This window comes from Pseudomonas sp. NFACC45 (assembly GCF_900113505.1).
GTDB classification, from domain to species: Bacteria; Pseudomonadota; Gammaproteobacteria; order Pseudomonadales; family Pseudomonadaceae; genus Aquipseudomonas; species Aquipseudomonas tehranensis.
In genome coordinates, this window is the sequence record NZ_FOPO01000009.1 from 77,043 (window position 1) to 96,675 (window position 19,633).

18 protein-coding genes are annotated in these 19,633 nt (G+C 59.0%); 6 read left to right on the top strand and 12 right to left on the bottom strand.

Features of this window, described 5'->3' with window-relative positions:
- The first annotated feature begins 317 nt into the window (after positions 1 to 317).
- Positions 318 to 3,209, top strand: coding sequence for a ribonucleoside-diphosphate reductase subunit alpha (locus tag BM132_RS17505; protein ID WP_092457259.1), 2,892 nt, complete (start codon positions 318 to 320; stop codon positions 3,207 to 3,209).
- Positions 3,210 to 3,717: 508 nt separating this feature from the next.
- Here BM132_RS17505 and flgE read toward each other — a convergent pair.
- The 6 genes from flgE to BM132_RS17535 form a co-directional block, all read right to left on the bottom strand.
- A complete protein-coding gene (gene flgE / locus BM132_RS17510) occupies positions 3,718 to 5,019 on the bottom strand; it encodes a flagellar hook protein FlgE (RefSeq protein ID WP_092457262.1) in 1,302 nt (433 codons plus the stop codon).
- 30 nt (positions 5,020 to 5,049) lie between these two features.
- On the bottom strand, positions 5,050 to 5,772 hold the full coding sequence (gene flgD, locus BM132_RS17515; protein ID WP_092392901.1) for a flagellar hook assembly protein FlgD: 723 nt from the start codon (positions 5,770 to 5,772) through the stop codon (positions 5,050 to 5,052).
- A 15-nt stretch (positions 5,773 to 5,787) separates the two neighbouring features.
- Positions 5,788 to 6,231 (bottom strand): flagellar basal body rod protein FlgC, encoded by a 444-nt coding sequence (gene flgC, locus BM132_RS17520; protein WP_014339780.1) that lies wholly within the window; start codon positions 6,229 to 6,231, stop codon positions 5,788 to 5,790.
- 3 nt (positions 6,232 to 6,234) lie between these two features.
- Positions 6,235 to 6,642, bottom strand: a complete 408-nt coding sequence (flgB, locus tag BM132_RS17525; RefSeq protein WP_092392904.1) for a flagellar basal body rod protein FlgB — start codon at positions 6,640 to 6,642, stop codon at positions 6,235 to 6,237.
- A gap of 356 nt (positions 6,643 to 6,998) precedes the next feature.
- Positions 6,999 to 7,826, bottom strand: coding sequence for a protein-glutamate O-methyltransferase CheR (gene cheR / locus BM132_RS17530; RefSeq protein WP_092392907.1), 828 nt, complete (start codon positions 7,824 to 7,826; stop codon positions 6,999 to 7,001).
- Positions 7,827 to 7,879: 53 nt separating this feature from the next.
- Complete coding sequence (locus tag BM132_RS17535) at positions 7,880 to 8,806, bottom strand: chemotaxis protein CheV (RefSeq protein ID WP_047228760.1); 927 nt, start codon at positions 8,804 to 8,806, stop codon at positions 7,880 to 7,882.
- Positions 8,807 to 8,884: 78 nt separating this feature from the next.
- Between BM132_RS17535 and flgA the strand changes: the two genes are divergently transcribed.
- The 4 genes from flgA to BM132_RS17555 all read left to right on the top strand — a co-directional run bounded on the left by flgA (position 8,885) and on the right by BM132_RS17555 (position 11,489).
- On the top strand, positions 8,885 to 9,649 hold the full coding sequence (gene flgA, locus BM132_RS17540) for a flagellar basal body P-ring formation chaperone FlgA (RefSeq protein WP_092457266.1): 765 nt from the start codon (positions 8,885 to 8,887) through the stop codon (positions 9,647 to 9,649).
- Positions 9,650 to 9,822: 173 nt separating this feature from the next.
- Positions 9,823 to 10,137 carry a flagellar biosynthesis anti-sigma factor FlgM gene (flgM, locus tag BM132_RS17545; protein WP_092457269.1) on the top strand — a complete coding sequence of 105 codons (315 nt, stop codon included), beginning with the start codon at positions 9,823 to 9,825 and terminating at the stop codon, positions 10,135 to 10,137.
- 48 nt (positions 10,138 to 10,185) lie between these two features.
- Positions 10,186 to 10,653: a flagella synthesis protein FlgN gene (locus BM132_RS17550; RefSeq protein ID WP_092457272.1), complete on the top strand. Its 468-nt coding sequence runs from the start codon at positions 10,186 to 10,188 to the stop codon at positions 10,651 to 10,653.
- Positions 10,654 to 10,742: 89 nt separating this feature from the next.
- Complete coding sequence (locus tag BM132_RS17555; protein WP_092392919.1) at positions 10,743 to 11,489, top strand: flagellar brake protein; 747 nt, start codon at positions 10,743 to 10,745, stop codon at positions 11,487 to 11,489.
- 288 nt (positions 11,490 to 11,777) lie between these two features.
- Here the strand turns inward: BM132_RS17555 and BM132_RS17560 are convergent, their stop codons facing one another.
- The 4 genes from BM132_RS17560 to BM132_RS17575 all read right to left on the bottom strand — a co-directional run bounded on the left by BM132_RS17560 (position 11,778) and on the right by BM132_RS17575 (position 17,095).
- Complete coding sequence (locus tag BM132_RS17560) at positions 11,778 to 13,151, bottom strand: MFS transporter (RefSeq protein WP_092457275.1); 1,374 nt, start codon at positions 13,149 to 13,151, stop codon at positions 11,778 to 11,780.
- A 68-nt stretch (positions 13,152 to 13,219) separates the two neighbouring features.
- Positions 13,220 to 14,461 carry a glutamine synthetase family protein gene (locus BM132_RS17565; protein WP_177218188.1) on the bottom strand — a complete coding sequence of 414 codons (1,242 nt, stop codon included), beginning with the start codon at positions 14,459 to 14,461 and terminating at the stop codon, positions 13,220 to 13,222.
- 341 nt (positions 14,462 to 14,802) lie between these two features.
- Positions 14,803 to 15,495 (bottom strand): sensor histidine kinase, encoded by a 693-nt coding sequence (locus BM132_RS17570; RefSeq protein WP_092457281.1) that lies wholly within the window; start codon positions 15,493 to 15,495, stop codon positions 14,803 to 14,805.
- Positions 15,488 to 17,095: a tetratricopeptide repeat-containing response regulator gene (locus BM132_RS17575; protein ID WP_092457284.1), complete on the bottom strand. Its 1,608-nt coding sequence runs from the start codon at positions 17,093 to 17,095 to the stop codon at positions 15,488 to 15,490. Before BM132_RS17575 ends, BM132_RS17570 begins: the two co-directional genes overlap by 8 nt.
- A gap of 699 nt (positions 17,096 to 17,794) precedes the next feature.
- Between BM132_RS17575 and BM132_RS17580 the strand changes: the two genes are divergently transcribed.
- Complete coding sequence (locus BM132_RS17580) at positions 17,795 to 18,067, top strand: hypothetical protein (RefSeq protein ID WP_092457287.1); 273 nt, start codon at positions 17,795 to 17,797, stop codon at positions 18,065 to 18,067.
- A 39-nt stretch (positions 18,068 to 18,106) separates the two neighbouring features.
- Here BM132_RS17580 and BM132_RS17585 read toward each other — a convergent pair whose 3' ends face one another.
- Both BM132_RS17585 and BM132_RS17590 read right to left on the bottom strand, forming a co-directional pair.
- A complete protein-coding gene (locus BM132_RS17585; RefSeq protein WP_092457289.1) occupies positions 18,107 to 19,006 on the bottom strand; it encodes a PoNi-like cognate immunity protein in 900 nt (299 codons plus the stop codon).
- A gap of 163 nt (positions 19,007 to 19,169) precedes the next feature.
- Positions 19,170 to 19,502, bottom strand: a complete 333-nt coding sequence (locus tag BM132_RS17590; protein WP_092457292.1) for a hypothetical protein — start codon at positions 19,500 to 19,502, stop codon at positions 19,170 to 19,172.
- Between the last annotated feature and the right edge of the window lie 131 nt (positions 19,503 to 19,633).

A 19,633-nucleotide genomic window follows, 5' to 3' on the forward strand; every position in this document is an offset into this window, starting at 1 on the left:
ATTCAAGCGCTTTTCTTGCCTTTGTCCGACTGAAACACCGCATTCCCCCACGACCAGACCGCCCCCTGCGGATGGTCATCGTTTCAAGGTCAAAACGACCAGAACGGTACGGGTGTTGCAGTCCATTGCAGGCACCTCTGCAATCCGGTTTCGAGCCCTGGCTCGAAGCCCAGAACTTCGGAAGGACGCGGTATTCAGGCCTGCTTCCTACTGTCCCGAAGTTGTTATACCCGGCGCCAGTCGGTTGTAGTGCTTCAGGACGGAACGGTGGGCACCGTGATGGTGCCCAAACAAACATAGAGAATGTGGAGACACCCATGCACACCGACACAACTCGCGAGAACCCGCAGGGCACCGCGCCGCTGGCCGCTGATTCGAACTCGGATCTGGCCGCTACCGCGCCTGGCCAGCTGCGTGTGATCAAGCGTAACGGCACTGTCGTTCCTTACACCGATGACAAGATCACCGTCGCCATCACCAAAGCATTTCTCGCAGTTGAGGGCGGCACCGCCGCCGCTTCGTCGCGCATCCACGACACCGTGGCCCGCCTGACCGAACAGGTCACCGCGACCTTCAAGCGTCGCATGCCGTCGGGCGGCACCATCCACATCGAAGAAATCCAGGACCAGGTCGAACTGGCCCTGATGCGTGCCGGCGAGCAGAAAGTGGCGCGTGACTATGTGATCTACCGTGATTCTCGCGCCAAGGAACGCGCCATCCGCACCCCGGCCGACGCCCCGGTACTGGCTCACCCGTCGATCCGCATTGCACGCGCCGACGGTAGCCTGGCGCCGCTGGACATGGGCCGCCTGAACACCATCGTCACCGAGGCCTGCGAAGGCCTGGAAGAAGTCGACGGCGACCTGATCCAGCGCGAAACCCTGAAAAACCTCTATGACGGCGTCGCCCTCAAGGACGTCAACACCGCCCTGGTGATGACCGCGCGGACCCTGGTAGAACGCGAGCCGAACTACTCCTTCGTGACCGCGCGCCTGCTGATGGACACCCTGCGTGCCGAAGGCCTGAGCTTCCTGGAAGTCGCCGAGAGCGCGACCCACCACGAGATGGTCGACCTGTACGCCAAGGCCCTGCCGGCCTACGTCGCCAAAGGTATCGAATTCGAATTGCTGAACCCGGTACTGGCCGAGTTCGACCTGGAAAAGCTCGGCAAGGCGATCAACCACGAGCGTGACCAGCAGTTCACTTACCTGGGCCTGCAAACCCTGTACGACCGTTACTTCATCCACAAGGACGGTATCCGTTTCGAACTGCCGCAGATTTTCTTCATGCGCGTGGCCATGGGCCTGGCGATCGAAGAGAAGCAGCGTGAAGACCGCGCCATCGAGTTCTACAACCTGTTGTCGTCCTTCGACTACATGGCCTCGACCCCGACGCTGTTCAACGCCGGCACCCTGCGTCCACAACTGTCGAGCTGCTACCTGACCACCGTGCCGGATGACCTGTCGGGCATCTACGGCGCCATCCACGACAACGCCATGCTGTCCAAATTTGCCGGCGGCCTGGGCAACGACTGGACCCCGGTTCGCGCATTGGGCTCCTACATCAAGGGCACCAACGGCAAATCCCAGGGCGTGGTGCCGTTCCTCAAAGTGGTCAACGACACCGCGGTCGCGGTCAACCAGGGCGGCAAGCGCAAGGGCGCGGTGTGTGCCTACCTGGAAACCTGGCACATGGACATCGAAGAGTTCATCGAGCTGCGCAAGAACACCGGTGATGACCGTCGTCGTACCCACGACATGAACACCGCCAACTGGATCCCTGACCTGTTCATGAAGCGCGTCTTCGACGACGGCAAGTGGACCCTGTTCTCGCCGTCCGAAGTGCCAGACCTGCACGACCTGACCGGCAAGGCTTTCGAAGAGCGCTACGAGTATTACGAAGCCCTGACCGAGTACAACAAGATCAAGCTGTTCAAAGTCGTCCAGGCCAAAGACCTGTGGCGCAAGATGCTGTCGATGCTGTTCGAAACCGGCCACCCATGGCTGACCTTCAAGGACCCGTGCAACCTGCGCAGCCCGCAGCAGCACGTGGGCGTGGTCCACAGCTCGAACCTGTGCACCGAGATCACCCTGAACACCAACAAGGACGAGATCGCGGTCTGCAACCTGGGCTCGATCAACCTGCCAAACCACATCGTCGATGGCAAGCTGGACACCGCCAAACTGCAACGCACCGTGAACACCGCCGTGCGCATGCTCGACAACGTGATCGACATCAACTACTACTCGGTGCCGCAAGCGAAGAACTCCAACTTCAAGCACCGTCCGGTCGGACTGGGCATCATGGGCTTCCAGGACGCCCTGTACCTGCAGCACATCCCGTACGGTTCGGACGCTGCGGTGGAGTTCGCCGACAAGTCCATGGAAGCGGTCAGCTACTACGCTATCCAGGCTTCCTGCGACCTGGCCGACGAGCGCGGCGCCTACGAGACGTTCCAGGGTTCGCTGTGGTCCAAAGGCATCCTGCCGCTGGACTCGCAACAGATTCTGATCGAGCAACGCGGCCAGAAATACATCGACGTTGACCTGAACGAATCCCTGGACTGGGCACCGGTTCGCGCCCGTGTACAGAAAGGCATCCGTAACTCCAACATCATGGCCATCGCACCGACCGCCACCATCGCCAACATCACTGGCGTGTCGCAGTCGATCGAACCGACCTACCAGAACCTGTATGTGAAATCGAACCTGTCGGGCGAATTCACCGTGATCAACCCGTACCTGGTTCGCGACCTCAAGGCTCGCGGTCTGTGGGACTCGGTCATGATCAACGACCTGAAGTACTACGACGGTTCGGTGCAGCAGATCGAACGCATTCCGCAGGAGCTCAAGGAGCTCTACGCCACCGCGTTCGAAGTGGACACCAAGTGGATCGTCGACGCCGCCAGCCGTCGCCAGAAGTGGATCGACCAGGCTCAGTCGCTGAACCTGTACATCGCCGGCGCTTCGGGCAAGAAGCTGGACGTGACCTACCGCATGGCTTGGTACCGTGGCCTGAAAACCACCTACTACCTCCGTGCCCTGGCTGCCACCAGCACCGAGAAGTCGACCATCAACACCGGCAAGCTGAACGCAGTTTCCAGCGGCGGCAACCACGGTGACGATTCGGTCCTGGCAGCTCCTGCCGGCCCGGCCCCCGTGCCAAAGGCGTGCGCGATTGACGAGCCGGATTGCGAAGCTTGCCAATAAGCTGAGTGGGCGGGCGCTGCAAGGCGCTTGCTAATAAAAGGAACCCCCGATGAGTTCGCTGGACTGATCGGGGGTTTTCTTTTGCCTTGAGAAAAGTAGCGACTGGGCTGACTCCATCGCGAGCAGGCTCGCTCCCACATTTGTTCCGGTTCGTTCGCAAGAGTTGCGCTCACTGAAAATCCCTGTGTGCGGGATTGCTTGCGAAAGCGGGGGTTCAGCCAGTGACCCTATTGAATGTGCCGACGCCTTCGCGAGCAAGCCCGCTCCCACATTGGAATGCGTCCTCCTGTGGGAGCGAGCCTGCTCGCGAAAGCGGTGGTTCAGCCAGTGACCCTATTGAATGTGCCGACGCCTTCGCGAGCAGGCTCGCTCCCACATTGGAATGCGTCCCCCTGTGGGAGCGGGCTTGCTCGCGAAGAGGCCGGAACAGGCACCACAAAAACCTGCGCTCAAGAAAAAGCCCCTCGTGCGAGGGGCTCCTTGTGCAACGTTCAAGCATCCATCGATATCACGCCATCTGAATGATGGTCTGCATGATGGTGCTCTGGGTGGAGATGGTCTTGGCGTTCGCCTGGTAGTTGCTCTGGGCCTTGATCAGCTCGACCAGTTCGTTGGTCAGGTTGACGTTGGACTCTTCCAGGGAGTTGGAGACGATCGAACCCAGGGTACCGGTTTCCGGGGCATCGTAGCCCGGGATGCCCGACGCGAAGGTTTCTTTCCAGCTGCTGCCGCCTACCGGCTGCAGGCCTTGCTCGTTGGTGAAGCTGGCGAGGGCAAGCTGACCGATCGGCTTGGTCTGGTTGTTGCTGAAGTTGGCCAACAGTACACCGCTACCGTCGATGGTCAGGTTGGTGATCTGGCCAGTGGCGTAGCCGTTCTGGGCAGGAATCGAACGCGCGGTGTCGGCGTTGAACTGGGTGGTGTTGGCCATGGAGACGGTGATAGTCGACGAGCCGGCGCCGTTGGCGGCCCACACACCGTTGGTCACGGTGCCAGGCACCCAGCCAGTGAGTACCAGATCGTTGTTGATGGTCGCAGGCGGGGTGCTGACCTGGACCAACTTACCACTCGAATCAAAGGTCATCGTTGAAGGAACGGGAGCGTTTGGAGCGACCGGCGCGCTGCCATTCAGGTTACGACCATCGATCAGGGTGTAGACATCCCACGTGTTGGCCCCAGTCTTGACCATGTACTGGTCCATGGAGTGCTGGTTACCCTGGGTATCGTAGACAGGGGTGGTGAATTGCTTGGTGAACGTGGCGGTATCGGTTGGATCGAATACGTAGGGCGCCGCCTGTGAAATCGGCGTTGCTGTCGAATTCAGGTTGATCGTCGACGAAACCAGGCTGGTCGCTTGTGGCGGCAGGTTGGAGGTGTCGATGCGCAGGTCGGTCAGAATACCGTTGAGGATGTTGCCATTGGCATCCACGCCATAGCCCTGCAAACGCGCAGTGCCATCGCTGTTGGTGATGTAGCCTTCCTTGTCGGTCTTGAACGTACCGGCACGGGTGTAGCTCAGGGAACCGTCGTTGCTCAGGACAAAGAAGCCGGAGCCCTGGATACCCATGTCCAATACGTTGCCGGTGTTGTTGACGTCACCCTGGCTGAACTGCTGGGAGACGTTGGCCAAGCGCACGCCGTTGCCGACGGTCTTGGTGCCGCTGCCCAGTCTGGTAGCCGAGTAGACGTCTTCGAATTCCGCACGGGACGATTTGAAACCGGTGGTCGCCACGTTGGCGATGTTGTTGCCGGTTACGTCCAGGTGCTTGTTGGCTGCATAGAGACCGCTAAGGCCGATGTTGAAAGACATGTTGCACTCCTTTTGCCGGTTTAGTCGGCTCTACATACCAATAGTTTGTACTTTGGACAGGGCAATGCTGCCCAGCCCGGCGAGGTTGAGCATCAGCTCACCGCCCGTCTGGCTGATCGTCACGCTGCTGACAGTGGCCGGCAGGTGGGTGATCAGCGACACAGGCTTGTCGTCGATAGTGGTCGAAGCAGTGAAGGTGTAAGTGCCCGACTCAAGGGTGGTGCCCGCATCGTTCTTGCCATCCCAAATGAAGGCCGAGTTACCGGCATTCTGGCTGCCCAGCTCGATCGTACGGACGGTCTTGCCGTCCTTGTCAGCGATCTTGATCGCGAGCGAGGACACCGAGGCCGGTACCACCACCGTGCCGTTAAGGCTCTTGGAGGTATCGACCACCGCCTTGTCACCCGGAGCGATGACCGAACGGCCCACCAGGGAGGAGGCTTGCAGAGCCTGGGACGAGTTGTAGTTGCCGGCAATACCACTCACGGTTTCGTTGAGCGTGGTGATGCCTTCCAGGCTGCTGAACTGCGCCAACTGGGCAACGAACTCGCCGTTATCCTGCGGCTCCAGCGGGTTCTGGTTTTTCAGCTGGGTGACCAGCAGTTGCAGGAACGCATCCTTGCCCAGCTCCTTGGAGCCGGTAGCTGCGTTCGTTGCCGCCCCCAGCCCATCGGTGGTGGTGTTGGTCTTGACCGAGGAGTTGGCCAGAATCTCGTTTAGGCTCAAACCACTGGTAGTGTTGGTGACGCTCATGTGACTCGCCCCTTATCACTGACCGAGGGTCAGGACCTTCTGCATCATGGTTTTGGCGGTGTTCATCATTTCGACGTTGGTCTGGAACGAACGACTGGCGGAAATCATGTCGGCCATTTCTTCGACGACGTTGACGTTCGGGTAATAGACGTAGCCCTTGGCGTCGGCGGCCGGATGGTTCGGCTCGTAGCGTGCGTCGAGGTTGCTCTGGTCTTCGACCACACCGAGCACCTGCACACCCTGCCCTGCGGCGTCCTGCTCCTGGAACAGCGAGTCGCTGCCGCCGGATTGGCCGCCCTGGAACATGGTGGCGAACACCGGGTGACGGGCGCGGTAGGTCTGGTCGATGCTCGACGAAACGGTCTCGGCGTTGGCGATGTTACTGGCGACGGTGTTCAGACGCGTGGTCTGGGCACTCATGGCGCTGCCGGCAATGTTGAATACGCTCGCAATCGACATGACTTACTCTCCGCGCAGGGCCGATACCAGCCCTTTGAATTTACTATTGAGCAGGGTGAAGCTGGCCTGGAAGTTCACGGAGTTCTCCGTGTAGTTGGACTGTTCCAGTTGAGCATCCACAGTGTTCTGGTCGATCGAAGGCTGCATTGGCGTGCGGTACATCAGCGATTCATCGCCATTGCCCAGGCCTTCGGCTTCGATATGACGGCTGTTGGTCATGTTCAGGGCGAAGTGGCCGTTCTTGGTCTTCTCGTTCTGCTCGGCGAGCACTTTGGAGAAGTCCAGGTCCCGAGCCTTGAAGTTCGGGGTGTCGGCGTTGGCGATGTTGTTGGCCAGGACTTCGGCACGCTGGGCGCGGAAGCTCAAAGCCTTTTCGTGGATGCCGAGCGCTTTATCGAAACTGATGCTCATGTTGGAAACCTTCGGGTGACCAGAATTTACGTACGATGGACATAGCAAGCGTCGTGCCACTTTCAAAAACCCCATAAACCGGGGCTTTGCGGGCATCGGCAAGGCGGCAATGCCAGAAAAGCGGCAATCGGTTTCCGCTGGCTGCCGCTTTTCTGCCGCTTCTCAAGCGCAATGACACTCAACTTGTGGGAGCGGGCTTGCTCGCGAATGCGGTGTGTCAGTCGAAATAAATGTCACTGTCACACCGCATTCGCGAGCAAGCCCGCTCCCACAGGGATAGTGGTGGTGGGGAGGAAATTGGCAGGTATAAAAAAGGGAGCCCCTGAGGACTCCCGTTTTTTGACAACCCAAGCAAATCACTTCGCCTGATAGATGATCCCTGGGCTGCACTGCACCATTTGGTAATGGTCCGGCAAACCGTTCAGTGCCTCGGAGGCGCCGAGGAACAGGTAGCCGCCCGGTTTGAGCGTGCTGTGGATGCGCAGCAGGATGTCTTTTTTCACTTCGGCAGAGAAGTAGATCAGCACGTTGCGGCAGAACACGATGTCGAACTTGCCCAGGCTGGCGTAGCTGTCCAGCAGGTTGAACGAGCGGAATTCCACCCGGTTCTTGATCGGTGCCTTGACCACCCAGCGCCCCGGCCCTTTGGGGTCGAAGTAGCGTTGCAGGCGATCAGGCGACAGGCCACGACCGATGGCCAGGCTGTCGTACTCACCGGTCTTGCAGTTATTGAGCATCGTCCCGGACAAATCGGTGGCGACGATCTGCACGCCCATTTTCAGTTGGCCGATATTGGTCCGCTCGAACTCATCGATGGACATCGACAGCGAATAGGGTTCCTGTCCCGACGAACAGGCCGCCGACCAGATCCGCAAGCGTTGCCCCGGACTGGCCTTGATAGCCGCCGGCAGCACCCTGTTCTTCAACACCTCGAACGGATAGGTGTCGCGAAACCACAGGGTTTCGTTGGTGGTCATGGCATCCACCACCATCTCGCGCAACCCACTGCGTGGCTGTGTCTGGATGCGCTGGACCAGTTCGCCCAACGATTTCAGGCCCTGCTGTTCCATCAATTTATTGAGACGGCTCGACACCAGGTATTGCTTGTTTTCACCAAGCAAAATGCCACAGGCTTTTTCCAGGAAGACCCGGAACTGTTCGAAATCCAAATTACCCGTAGACAAAATACCGCCTCTTTCATCGTGTTGATTTGCCGGGCGCACAACGCGCCCGACCTTTATTCTGCTGCCTTGATGCGCTCGACCACCCGGGAAGCCAGGTCATCGGGCCGGAACTTGGCCAGGAAATCATCGGCCCCCACCTTCTTGACCATTGCCTGGTTGAAAACACCGGACAACGAAGTGTGCAAGACAATATGCAGCTTTTGCATGCGCGGGTCGTTGCGGATTTCCGACGTCAGGGTGTACCCGTCCATCTCCGGCATTTCAATGTCGGAGATCATCATCAGAAACTCCTCTTCCGGCTTCTTGCCCTCTTCCACCAGCTTGCGCAGGTAATCCAGGGCCTGGCGTCCGTCGTTCAACGCTACCACTTCGACACCGACCGTTTGTAGACAACGGGTCACCTGCTTACGTGCCACCGAAGAATCATCGACCGTCAGGACACGCAGTGAAATCGCCTTGTGCTGGGTTTCGGCGTCGACCACCCCCACGGAAATCGTTTCCGGGGTCGGTGCCACTTCGGCGAGGATTTTCTCCACGTCGATGATTTCCACCAACTGGTTATCGACCCGGGTCACCGCCGTGAGGTAGTGATCGCGACCGGTGCCCTTGGGCGGCGGATGGATCTCCTCCCAGTTCATGTTGACGATGCGCTCCACCGAGCGCACCAGGAAACCCTGGGTCTTGGTGTTGTACTCGGTGATGATCACGAACGGATTGCTCTGATCCAGCAACCGCCCCGAACCGGTGGCCATCGCCAGATCAAGAATCGGGATGGTTGCTCCGCGAATATTGGCCACACCGCACACGACGGGGCTGGACTTGGGCATCAGGGTCAGCTTCGGGCATTGAAGCACCTCGCGAACCTTGAACACGTTGATCCCGTACATCTGTTGGCCGTCGAGACGGAACAACAACAGCTCCAGGCGATTCTGACCGACCAGTTGAGTGCGCTGGTTTACCGAATCCATTACTCCCGCCATGCCCTGACTCCTACCTAACGCTAATGTGTCCGACGCGCATTCATCACTAAACGGCACGGGGCTTGCTATTGAACCGGCATGAACGCACAAACGACATTTTTTCGACGCCTGACCACTCACTGCCGCCACTGGCTCGGTGCACTGTTGGCTGCCTGCCTGCTCGCTTTGGGCGGCCCTGCCGTTGGTGCTGTTCCGGTTACCTTGCCTGATCTCCTTATCGGCGTCACTCAGGGCTTTCTTGAATTCACCGTAGAAGACTACCTGGCAACCAGTCAAACCGAAGGTCGCTACGAAATCGAAGTCAACCAGCTCGATCCGCGCCTGCGCATGCCCATGTGTGACAAGGAATTGACTGCTTCTCTGGAGAGCCCGGCCAGACCATTGGGTCGGGTCACGGTGAAGCTGCGTTGCGACAGCGCCGCGCCCTGGACGGTGTTCGTGCCCGCTCAAGTGCGCCTGTTTCGCGAAATCGTCACCACCACCCGTCCGCTCAAACGGGCCGGGATCGTCGAGCCTCAGGATGTGACGCTGCGGGAACGGGATGTCAGCCAGATCAACCAGGGTTTCCTCACCTCCGTCGATCAGGCCATCGGCCAGAAACTTGTCCGACCAATGGTCGCCGACCAGATTATTACCCTGGTCCACCTGGAACAGGCCGAAGTGGTCCGCAAGGGCGATCAGGTGGTCATCACCGCCCGCAGCGGCACCCTGGCCGTGCGGATGCCGGGCGAGGCGTTATCCAACGGTGGCATGCGAGAACAGATTCGGGTGAAAAACCTTAATTCCCAACGCGTTATCAAGGCGCAGGTAATGGCCCCCGGCCATGTGGAAGTGGCTATGTAGCAATCGGCTGGAAATGGGTAGAGAGCTGGCGCTTGCCCACGGTGTTCCCTAGACTGTGCCTTACGCAAAGGCAAGCGCAGACGTGCGCACGTTCATTGAATAAATGAGCCTAAAGTTTTTTTGGGGATGGCCGAAAACATGGCAAGCGTCCAAATACCCAGAGGTTTTTTACCATGGTCATCGATTTCAATCGTTTAAACAGCTCCTCACCGCTAACAGGCACCACGCGTCCTAACGCCAGCAAGGAAACCGTCGAAACCGACAAATCCGCGCCGGCCGAAAAAGCCGCCACTGTCAGCAACGGGGAGTCGGTACACCTCAGCAATGAGGCTCAGCAGTTGCAGAAGGTCACTGACAAGCTGCGCGATCAACCTGTCGTCGACAACGCCCGCGTGGCCGAGTTGAAAGCAGCAATCGCCGATGGCAGCTATAAAGTCGACAGCAACCGTGTAGCCAGCAAACTGCTCAACTTCGAAGCCCAGCGCTAGGCCACCGCCAGCGCCAGGCTTTTGGACGCTTAAGAACCAAGGCCAGCCATGCACGACACGAATTTATTGCAACTGATCACCGACGACTTTGCCCCGGCGCAACAATTGCTGGAGCTATTGCAGGCCGAGTCCCTGGCATTGCACGGTCGCGACATGCCGTCGCTGGAGAATATCCTGGCGCAGAAACAGGCATTGATCATTCTGCTTGATCAGCATGGCCGCAAGCGCAGCGAGATCCTCGCCAGCCTCAACCTGCCCGCCAATCGCGATGGCCTCGAGCAACTGGCCCGCCAGTCGTCGGTGGGCGATCAACTGTTGGCCCAAAGCGAAGTGCTCAACGACCTGCTCGCTCAATGCCAGGCTGCCAACACTCGCAACGGACAGTCGATCCAGGTTCAGCAGGCCGCCACCGCCAACCAGTTGCGCATCCTCAACGGCGGTGAAATCCCGACGCTCTATGACGCTCGCGGTTCGACCGCCAAGATGGTCAAGCACCGCCCGCTCAGCCAGGCATGAAACGAACAGTGCCGGCGCTCTATCAACGCGCGACACATGCTGGCAAAATGCTGGCTACTCGTCGTATTTTGCCTGGAGATTGACCCACCGTGTTCAATGCCTCAAACGCGGATGATGCTCCGCAGCCCCCCAAGGTCCTTACCACGCCCCTGGAAATTTCCGGCAACCTGCGGATGCTGCAAGAGAGCCACGACCCGCTGATCATCACCTTTCACGAACGCAGCCAGCGCTTTCAGAGCTATCTGGTCGACGTCGACCGAGAGCGTAACGTCATCGCCCTGGACGAAATGATCCCCCGGGACGGTGAGCGCTTCCTGCTAGCGGGCGAACCGTTTCGTGTCGAGGGTTTTCATGATGGCGTGCGCATCGCGTGGGACGGCAACGGCCCTTTGACCATCGATGAGTCCAGCGATGGTCGCTGCTATCGCGGCGCCTTGCCTGACGAAGTGGTTTACCACCAACGCCGCAACGCCTTCCGTGCCGCCCTGAAGCTGGCGCAACTGGTGAACGTCGAGCTGGGCGGCGACAAACTCAAGTCACCGGTGGACGGCAAGCTGCTGGACATTTCCGCCACAGGCTGCAAGTTGCGTTTCGAAGGTGACATTACTGCGCGCCTGCAACTGGGCCAGGTCTACGAGCGCTTTATCGCGGCATTGCCCTTCGGCAACATGACCGCACCGGTCGAACTGCGCTATCTGCATTTCGAAGAAAGGATCAACACCACCTTCGCCGGCGTGCGCTTCCACAACATCAGCGGCCTGGTGCAACGGCAGGTTGAGCGTTTTGTGTATCAACTGCAGCGCGAAGCCCGTCGTTTCGACAAAGACGACCTCTGATTTTCGACACGTAAAAAAACGGGCAGTCCCTAGCGGTGACTGCCCGTTTTTTTGCCTGATTTGCACACCTCTGACCTGAGAGTTGCCGTGTCTGGGCTGACCTCCTCGCGAGCAGGCTCGCTCCCACAGTTGATCTGCGGTGGATACAACACTGGAGTTCGCAGCAGATCCAATGTGGGAGCGAGCCTGCTCGCGATTGGCGAGCGCCTCGACCCACCTGTCCAGCGCAATCATCCACACAGCCGGCGCTCCGCCCCCCTCTGCCTCAAGCCTTGATCCCCGCCCCACTCAAGGCCTGGCCTGAGTGAAATCGGGGCTCGGCGGCTCGTCGTTCGCCTCTGCGGCGGCAGCTTCCTCCATGACGGGTTCTTCGTCGACCGGTTCTTCCGTCGGCACAGGATCGACGTGCATCTGCTCCTGCACCACTTGTTCGTCCACCCGGGGATCGAGGCACGCCACCAGGGGCGAACTGGACATGCTGTCCGGCATTGCCACGTGATGCAACGGTGCGTCGTCGACCTGATGCAGGTTGGTCACCGCCTTCGGCCGGATTCGCCACACCAGCACCAGAGCGAAGAAGGCAAAAAAGGCATAGAGCATCTGGCTGCCGAACATCTTCATCAGCACCCCTGCTACCAGCGGTCCGATACTGGCGCCAACCCCATAGGTCACCAGCAGCATCGCGGTCAGGGATACCCGTCGGTCAGCTTCGACGTGGTCGTTGGAAAATGCCACCGCCAGCGGATACAGGCAGAACTGCACCAGCGAACAGAAGAACCCCGCAACGAACAGCACCTCCAACGGCACCGTCGGCAGGATCGCCAGCGGCAGCGCACACACCGTCAGGACCAGTGCAAAACAACGGATCAGCAGCGCCCGGTCATATCGATCGGACAGCCAGCCCAGGGGCCACTGAACCAGCAAACCGGCAAAGATGCAGCTCCCCATGAACAACCCCACCTGCTCGGTCGACAGCCCCTGCTGAGAGGCGTACAGCGGCGCCAGGCCATAGAACGAGCCGACGATCAGCCCCGAGCCCAGCACCGTACTCAACGACTGCGGCACACGCTTGATGAAAAAGCGTGGCTCCATCGGCGCCGGATGCAGCGCCGCCGGGTGAATTCGCCGGGTCAATGTCACTGGCACCAGGCACAAGGCAAAGCACAGCGCCACCAGCATCAGCAGCTCAAGCCCCAGGGACGGGTGCATGACCAGAATCAACTGGCCCAGCACCAGACCCAGGTAGGAGGCGATCATGTAACCACTGAACACCACACCACGCTGCTTGGCATCGGCCTGCTCGTTGAGCCAGCTCTCGATCACCATGTACTGACACATCATGCCCAGGCCGACGATCACCCGCAGCACGATCCAGGCCGGCAGCCAATCCACCAAACCGTGGCCCAGCACCGCCGCACCGACGATCCCGGCGCAGGCCGAATAAGCCCGGATGTGCCCGACGCGGGCGATCAGCCGGTGGCCGATCTTGCCGCCCAGCACCAGGCCGAAATAGTTGGCGGCCATCAGTGCACCGACCCACAGGCTGTCGACATTGTCGGCAGCCAGGCGCAAGGCCAGGTAGGTACTCAGCAGGCCCGAGCCGATCAACATCATCAGCGAGGCGAAATACAGCGCTCGAAAAGGTTTCCAGATTTGGCGCATCGGCGTTCCGAGCGGCTCCTTGAGATGAGTATGGGCTATTTTGAAGATAGCCCGAATGCGACGTTTGGTTATGCCTGGGCCGCTAGAACACGCCGCTCCCAGGGAGTAATTTCATCAAAGAAGCTGGTCAGTTCCATAGTCTTCGAAGCGATGTAGCCTTCGATGAACTCCGTACCGAACAGTTCCTTCGCCAGATGACTACGCTTCAGACGTTCCAGGGCGGCATGCAAGGTACATGGCAGCGAAAGATTGTCCGGCACCTGGAATTCGCCCTGGATCGCGGCGCTTGGCTCGAGGCGGTTTTCAATGCCATAAAGCCCCGCGGCAAGGCTCGCGGCAATCGCCAGGTACGGGTTGGCATCGGCCCCCGGCAAGCGATTCTCGACCCGACGGGCCGCTGGCGAACTGGCGGGAATGCGCAACCCGGCCGAACGATTGTCATGGGACCAACAGGCATTGTTCGGTGACGCAAACGGGTGACACAGGCGCTGGTAGGAGTTCACGTTCGGCGCAAACAGCGCCGTGAAATCCGCCATGCCGGCCTGTTGCCCGCCGATGAAATGCCGGAATGCCGCCGTCGGCTCGCCCGCTTCGTCGCTGAACACATTACGGCCGCTGTCCAGCTCGACGACGCTCTGGTGAATATGCATCGAACTGCCCGGTGTATGGGCCAGGGGCTTGGCCATGCAGACCACGGTCAGGCCGTGCTTGAGCGCCACTTCCTTGAGCAAGTGCTTGAACAGGAACGTCTGGTCGGCCAGTAACAAAGGGTCGCCGTGCAGCAGGTTGATCTCGAACTGGCTCACGCCCATTTCATGCATGAAGGTGTCGCGGGGCAAGCCCAGCGCCGCCATGCAGGCATAGACCTCTTTGAAGAACGGGCGCAGGCCATTATTGGAACTGATGCTGAACGCCGAATGACCGTCTTCACGCCGTCCGTCCAGGCCCACGGGCGGCTGGAACGGTTGGGTCGGGTCCGGGTTGGGCGCAAACACAAAAAATTCCAGCTCGGTCGCCACCACGGGGGCCAGGCCAAGGGCTGCATAACGGGCAACAACGCGCTTGAGCTGGCCGCGCGTGGAGAGCCGCGAGCTTTCCCCGGTCAGCTCATCGGCGTCGCAAATCGCCAAGGCTCGCGGCTGTTCGCTCCAGGGCAGGCGGTGGATCTGTTTCGGGTCGGCCACCAGCGCCAGATCGCCGTCGTCGCTGCCATAAAAACGCGCCGGCGGATAACCGCCCATGATGCATTGCAACAGCACACCCCGCGCCATCTGCAACCGTCGGCCCTCGAGGAAGCCCTCGGCGGTCATCACCTTGCCTCGTGGCACGCCATTCAAATCCGGGGTGACACACTCAATCTCATCAATGCCCGTCAGTCGCTGCGCGAGTGAACACTGGCCATCGGTCGTCATGACGCAATCCTTGTAATGTGCGAGCCGCGAACGGCAACCCGTACAAAATAGGCTTCGGGTGTTCGGAATATCAAGCGGCCCAAGACAATAAACAACAAGCCCTGGAATACTGGGTGGGAGCGAGCCTGCTCGCGATGGCGTCGGGTCAGCCAATGCTGAGTTGACTGATACACCGCTATCGCGAGCAGGCTCGCTCCCACAGGGGGTTGTGTCGACAGATTTATGAGTGCCGAGCAGGCTCAGGGCAGATAAATCCGGAACACGCCCCCGCCCAACGTGCCGCCATTGGCAATCTCGGTACGTCCGCACTGGCCGCCACGCTGATGCAACCCGGCAATCCGCGCGGCGAAGTACAAGCCCAGCCCGGTGCTGCCGCTGCTGTGATTGATGCCCTGCACATACTCGGCCTGACGCTCGATCATCTCGGCCGGGTAGCCTTCGCCGTCGTCATTGATGGTCAGCACCAGTTGCCCGGCCTCGTCGCTCGCACTGATCAGCAACGCCTGACGCGCGTGGCGGATGGCATTGTTGATGCTGTTATCGAGCACTGAGGCAATCAGCTCACGATCGAAAAAACCCAAGGGGCTGAGGGGGTCGACGTCGTAAGTGACCATGATCCCGCGACTGCGGAACACGTCCTGATGGCCGGCCAGTTGCGCCTCGATAAAGTCATCCAGCTCGTGATAGGCCGGGTGCAGCGGCAGCTGGTTGACCCCCAGCTTGTACAACCCCAGCAACTGCACCAGCAGGCCATTGAGGTGAGCGAACTCGAACTCCATGACGCCCTGCTCCGACGTCTGCCGCTCAGTGTCGGGCAAACGCTCAAGCCATTGGGTATGAGCCTGCATGAGCAAGGTCAGGGAGTTTTTCATGTCGTGCACGGTAGATGCGATCACCGTGGAAAAATCGAGAGCCTGTTCGCTGTCATTCATCGCCAAATGCCTTGCTTCGCAGTTTCTGATAACGCGCAAAACGCGCATCGGTGTCGGGCATCATGCCCACCAGTTTCAGGCAGGCGCGGCATTCCTGCAGCAGTTCCGACTCCACGCTGGTATCGGTGCCATGCAACAGTGACTGCGCCATGTTCAAAGCAATACTGATGTTCTTCGGTTGCATCTTCAGGGCTCGCCGGAACAGCTCTCGCGCCTCCGGCAACGCACCAGTCTTGTACACGCGCACACCTTCGCGGTTCAGCTCGGCGGCGGCATTGCCTTGATTGAGGATGTTCGGGTCGTCGGTCAGCTTGGCGATGCCTTGCATCACCGTCGGATCATCGCCATAGATCTCCGCACAGTTCTTGAGCATCGACTCGCCAGCGCTGGTCTGACCGAGCATTTGCAACTGCTTGGCCACCAGCAACGCGGCCTCGGCGCTCATGAACTGCTCCATGCCGTCCAGACGCTGCAAGGCCTGCTCGGTGAGCTTTTCGGCGGTTTCGGCATCGTTGAGCAACAGGCTGGTGGCCTTCATCAACCGCGCACGCACCTGCAACCCAGGGTCGTTGATATTTTCCTTCGCCACCGCGCTGAGGGTGGTGTTGATTTCCAGCCGGGTGCGGGTATCCAGGCCTTTCTCGCTGCCCTTGCTGATCAGCGCATGGGCCAGGCCCAGGTTGCTTTCCGGGTCCTTGAAGCGCGACTGCGCGCCCTGCCCGACCGCCTGCCGATAGGCCTTGGACGCCGTCTCGAAATCTTCGTTGGTCATCGCCAGCTTGCCCAGCAGCGACTGCCGGCGCACCGCCAGCGGCGACAGGCGAACCGCCTCTTCCAGCACCTGCTGAGCCTGCTTCGTATCGCCTTCGGCCACCAACACTTCAGCCATGCCGTCATACAACGCCGGCATCATCGGGAATACTTTCAGGGCCTTTTCATAAACCTCTTTGGCCTGCCTGACCTGGCCACGCTTGAACAACAACTTCCCCAGCCCGGCATAGGCCCACGGCAAAGGACGGTCAGCCAGGATGGTGTTGTACAGGCGCTCAAGGGCTTCATTCTGATTCAGGTCGCGCAGCGCATCGGCCCGATAACGCAGGCACAGCGGGCCATAGCGCGGATCCTGCTTGCACAGGGCGATACAGGCGTTAAGCACCTCCATCGGCTTGCCACGATCCAGGGCTTGCAGGATCGGTTTGAGCAGGGTCTTGCGCTGCTCCAGCCGTTCCAGCCGCTGAGCCAGCCCCGAGCGATTGAACGGCTTGGTCAGGTACGCATCGGGCTCATGCTCCAGGGCACTGAGCACCATCGCCTGACTGCTTTCAGCCGTCACCATGAGAAACACACTTTCATGGCTGATCAGCTTCTCGACCATCAGGTCTTCCAGCACCTGCTGACCGTTCTTGCGGCCGTCGCCCAGGTGATAGTCCTGCAAAATAAAGTCATAGCGCTTCTGCGAGCACATGCGCAGCGCCACTTCACCGGTGTCAGCGGTGTCCACGTCCTTGACGCCCAACTCACGCAACATGGACCGGACGGAACTGCGGAAATCCGAGAAATCATCGACGATCAGAAAACTTTTTTGGTGGTACGCCAGCATCGAGGATGTCCAGGCAAGTAAAAAGATGCACCCAATGGCAAAACAACGAAACGCCGTGTCACCGCCCGGTGTGGCGCGCAGATGATAGCCAGCAGCACCTCACGATCAAGGGGTTTTCCGAACCGCTTGGTGTGGCTGTGTCGTGGCGCACATTGCGAGCCATTTCTGCGCGCCGAAACGCCGGAGAAAACGGGCTCATCAGGATATCGGCAGGAAAGGGCGTTCCGTTAAGGGATTGTGCGGACAGGTTCCGGGACCTATCGGCTACCTGCCGGGCACAGAACCTGTGGCGAGGGGATTTATCCCCGCTGGACTGCGCAGCAGCCCTGAAATCTGCGATTGCGCTGCATCCGTTCGCGCACATTCGCGGCTTCGAGTCCGGACTTACAGGCGCTGTCACAAATTCCTACTCAAACCTCGGAAACCAGTGTCTAGGTGTATTGAGGGGTGGGACTTATAGTCCGCTTGTCGCCCAGATGGCGACTCGGGTTTGGCGACTCGGCAACGAGGTGCGAGAGCGATCTGCTTATTTGCAGGCGTCCCTGCATCAGCGATACTGCCACCACAATGGCAGTTGTACGCGGGAGATCTCCGGGTCTGCCGGTACCTCGTTCCGGTTCGCCAACCTGCGTACAGCTGCCACCATTCGTTTGGCGACGATTAGTTGGTAGCTCTCACTTAATAACGAGGTTACAACTCATGAATCGATACATGCCCATCACTGGCATCGACTGCATCCCCGCTACCCTGCTAATCGACACCGAAGCCCCGCTTGACGTCCTCTTCGAGACCGCCGATTACCGCATCCGCACCGTGACTCAACTGCTGGAAAACATCGCGTTTCGCTCGGAGGTCAGCTCTGACACGCTGGTGCTTTCCGACTTTTGCAAAATGCTGACGATATCGCTGCGCGATGGGTGTGATGTCATGGATGTGCTGGGGAGACGGTTGCGGGCCCAGGCGGGGGAATGAAGAAAACGGGCGACTTGTGGGTCGCCCGCTTCGGGGCAGCTAACGACGTCCCAACAACCTCGCCCAAAATCCAACTTTACTCTCCGCAACCACTGTTGCAGACCGCTCGGCTTCTGGCCGCGTTACCGGGTGCGTACTCGGGCCGTTGGGCCTCAATAAGTCCCCTGGGTAATGCTCAAGCCCCAAACACTGTGAATCGTCCATATCAAAAGCCTTGACCGCCGCCACCGCCTCCACGCACCAACGACCGAAATAGGCGCCGCCGTCGAAGTTTTCATCGCCGTAGGTGTACCAATAGGGATGTCTGTAACTCACGGCCTGAGGATCAGAGCCGGACTTGGCACCGGTACGCGCCTCCATGTACCAATGTTTGACGAATGCATTCAACAGCGATGCTTGCGAATCCGCCGGAGCGTCTACCGCCGCCAGCAACCGAGCGTAGGGTTTTGGGTAAAGAAGCACCGAACCCGTTTTGCGTTCAGGGCTGCGACTCGCGATTATTCGGTCGAGCAGCACGTCCTCGCCTTCGTTGCCGATAAGGACTAGCAGCCTTTGCCATTGATCATCGGGTATTTCCAGCGCCAACCCCAAGCCGACCAACCAAAAACAGACAATGTAATGATCGTAGTTGACGCGCCAACTGTGGCGGGTGATTTGCTGCTCCGGAGTCCAGACTGACGCGCCGAGCCGCTCAGCCTTCTCCCAGGCATCGAGTAACCCAGGGAAATAACGCGACAGGTCGGCAATAGGACATCCGGCAGAGTAGCGACTTAGCATCTGGTGCCAGTGGTTCTGGGCGATGATAAAGACGTACTGTGGTGCATAGTCGGGATCGCCCGCAGGTGTACGCGCGGTCTCGGACGCTTTTACGATACGTTCATCACCATACTCCACCCATTCCGACCAATAACGGGAGTCTCCCAGTGGAGCCCGAATCATTTAACACCCCCCAACAACCTGGCAAAAAGAGGAAAAATATAATTAGAAACCAAGCAATTAAATACTTCCCTCTCTTTACCTAAACAATAAATTCAACTTTTCCTATTATGACCTACCCCTCCTAAAAACTTAAGACTCACAACTTTCCGTACAGAAGTCGTCTTCATTGCGGATATACAAACTCAATCCCAATTTCCCCCTCAACCAAGTCAATTGTCACTTCACAGCCACTCCAAACAGACATACCTGCCGTTAGCTTATTCTGAAAATACCAATGTCGGAGTTCCACCAACAGCTTCAAAATATCCGTATTTGCACGCCCTCCAGCAGTAAACCAGGACACGTTACCTTGCTCATCCACGAAGTCATATTCATACTCGCAGCTGTCCAACTCCTGCGCTAACTGCGCGCGCATCACAACCTTACACGCCCCCTTTGGAGCGACATCGAATAAAATCGCGACAATATCATTATAAATATCGCTATCGTTACGCATCAGATACCTCCCAGAAAAGAGAGACGAAGAGGACAGATTTATTTAAGACCAAAGCAATCAAATACATCTGCCCCCTTTTCCTGGTCCCTTTTCCCGCAGATAACAAAAATGGTATATGTAGAGCGCAGCAA

Coding starts and splice junctions, on each gene's coding strand:
- BM132_RS17550 (WP_092457272.1), top strand. CDS start 10,186: ATGCACGACACGAATTTATTGCAACTGATCACCGACGACTTTGCCCCG.
- BM132_RS17575 (WP_092457284.1), bottom strand. CDS start 17,095: ATGCTGGCGTACCACCAAAAAAGTTTTCTGATCGTCGATGATTTCTCG.
- BM132_RS17505 (WP_092457259.1), top strand. CDS start 318: ATGCACACCGACACAACTCGCGAGAACCCGCAGGGCACCGCGCCGCTG.
- BM132_RS17570 (WP_092457281.1), bottom strand. CDS start 15,495: ATGAATGACAGCGAACAGGCTCTCGATTTTTCCACGGTGATCGCATCT.
- flgB (WP_092392904.1), bottom strand. CDS start 6,642: ATGAGCATCAGTTTCGATAAAGCGCTCGGCATCCACGAAAAGGCTTTG.
- flgD (WP_092392901.1), bottom strand. CDS start 5,772: ATGAGCGTCACCAACACTACCAGTGGTTTGAGCCTAAACGAGATTCTG.
- BM132_RS17585 (WP_092457289.1), bottom strand. CDS start 19,006: ATGATTCGGGCTCCACTGGGAGACTCCCGTTATTGGTCGGAATGGGTG.
- flgA (WP_092457266.1), top strand. CDS start 8,885: ATGAACGCACAAACGACATTTTTTCGACGCCTGACCACTCACTGCCGC.
- BM132_RS17535 (WP_047228760.1), bottom strand. CDS start 8,806: ATGGCGGGAGTAATGGATTCGGTAAACCAGCGCACTCAACTGGTCGGT.
- flgM (WP_092457269.1), top strand. CDS start 9,823: ATGGTCATCGATTTCAATCGTTTAAACAGCTCCTCACCGCTAACAGGC.
- flgC (WP_014339780.1), bottom strand. CDS start 6,231: ATGTCGATTGCGAGCGTATTCAACATTGCCGGCAGCGCCATGAGTGCC.
- flgE (WP_092457262.1), bottom strand. CDS start 5,019: ATGTCTTTCAACATCGGCCTTAGCGGTCTCTATGCAGCCAACAAGCAC.
- BM132_RS17590 (WP_092457292.1), bottom strand. CDS start 19,502: ATGCGTAACGATAGCGATATTTATAATGATATTGTCGCGATTTTATTC.
- BM132_RS17580 (WP_092457287.1), top strand. CDS start 17,795: ATGAATCGATACATGCCCATCACTGGCATCGACTGCATCCCCGCTACC.
- BM132_RS17560 (WP_092457275.1), bottom strand. CDS start 13,151: ATGCGCCAAATCTGGAAACCTTTTCGAGCGCTGTATTTCGCCTCGCTG.
- BM132_RS17565 (WP_177218188.1), bottom strand. CDS start 14,461: ATGACCGCCGAGGGCTTCCTCGAGGGCCGACGGTTGCAGATGGCGCGG.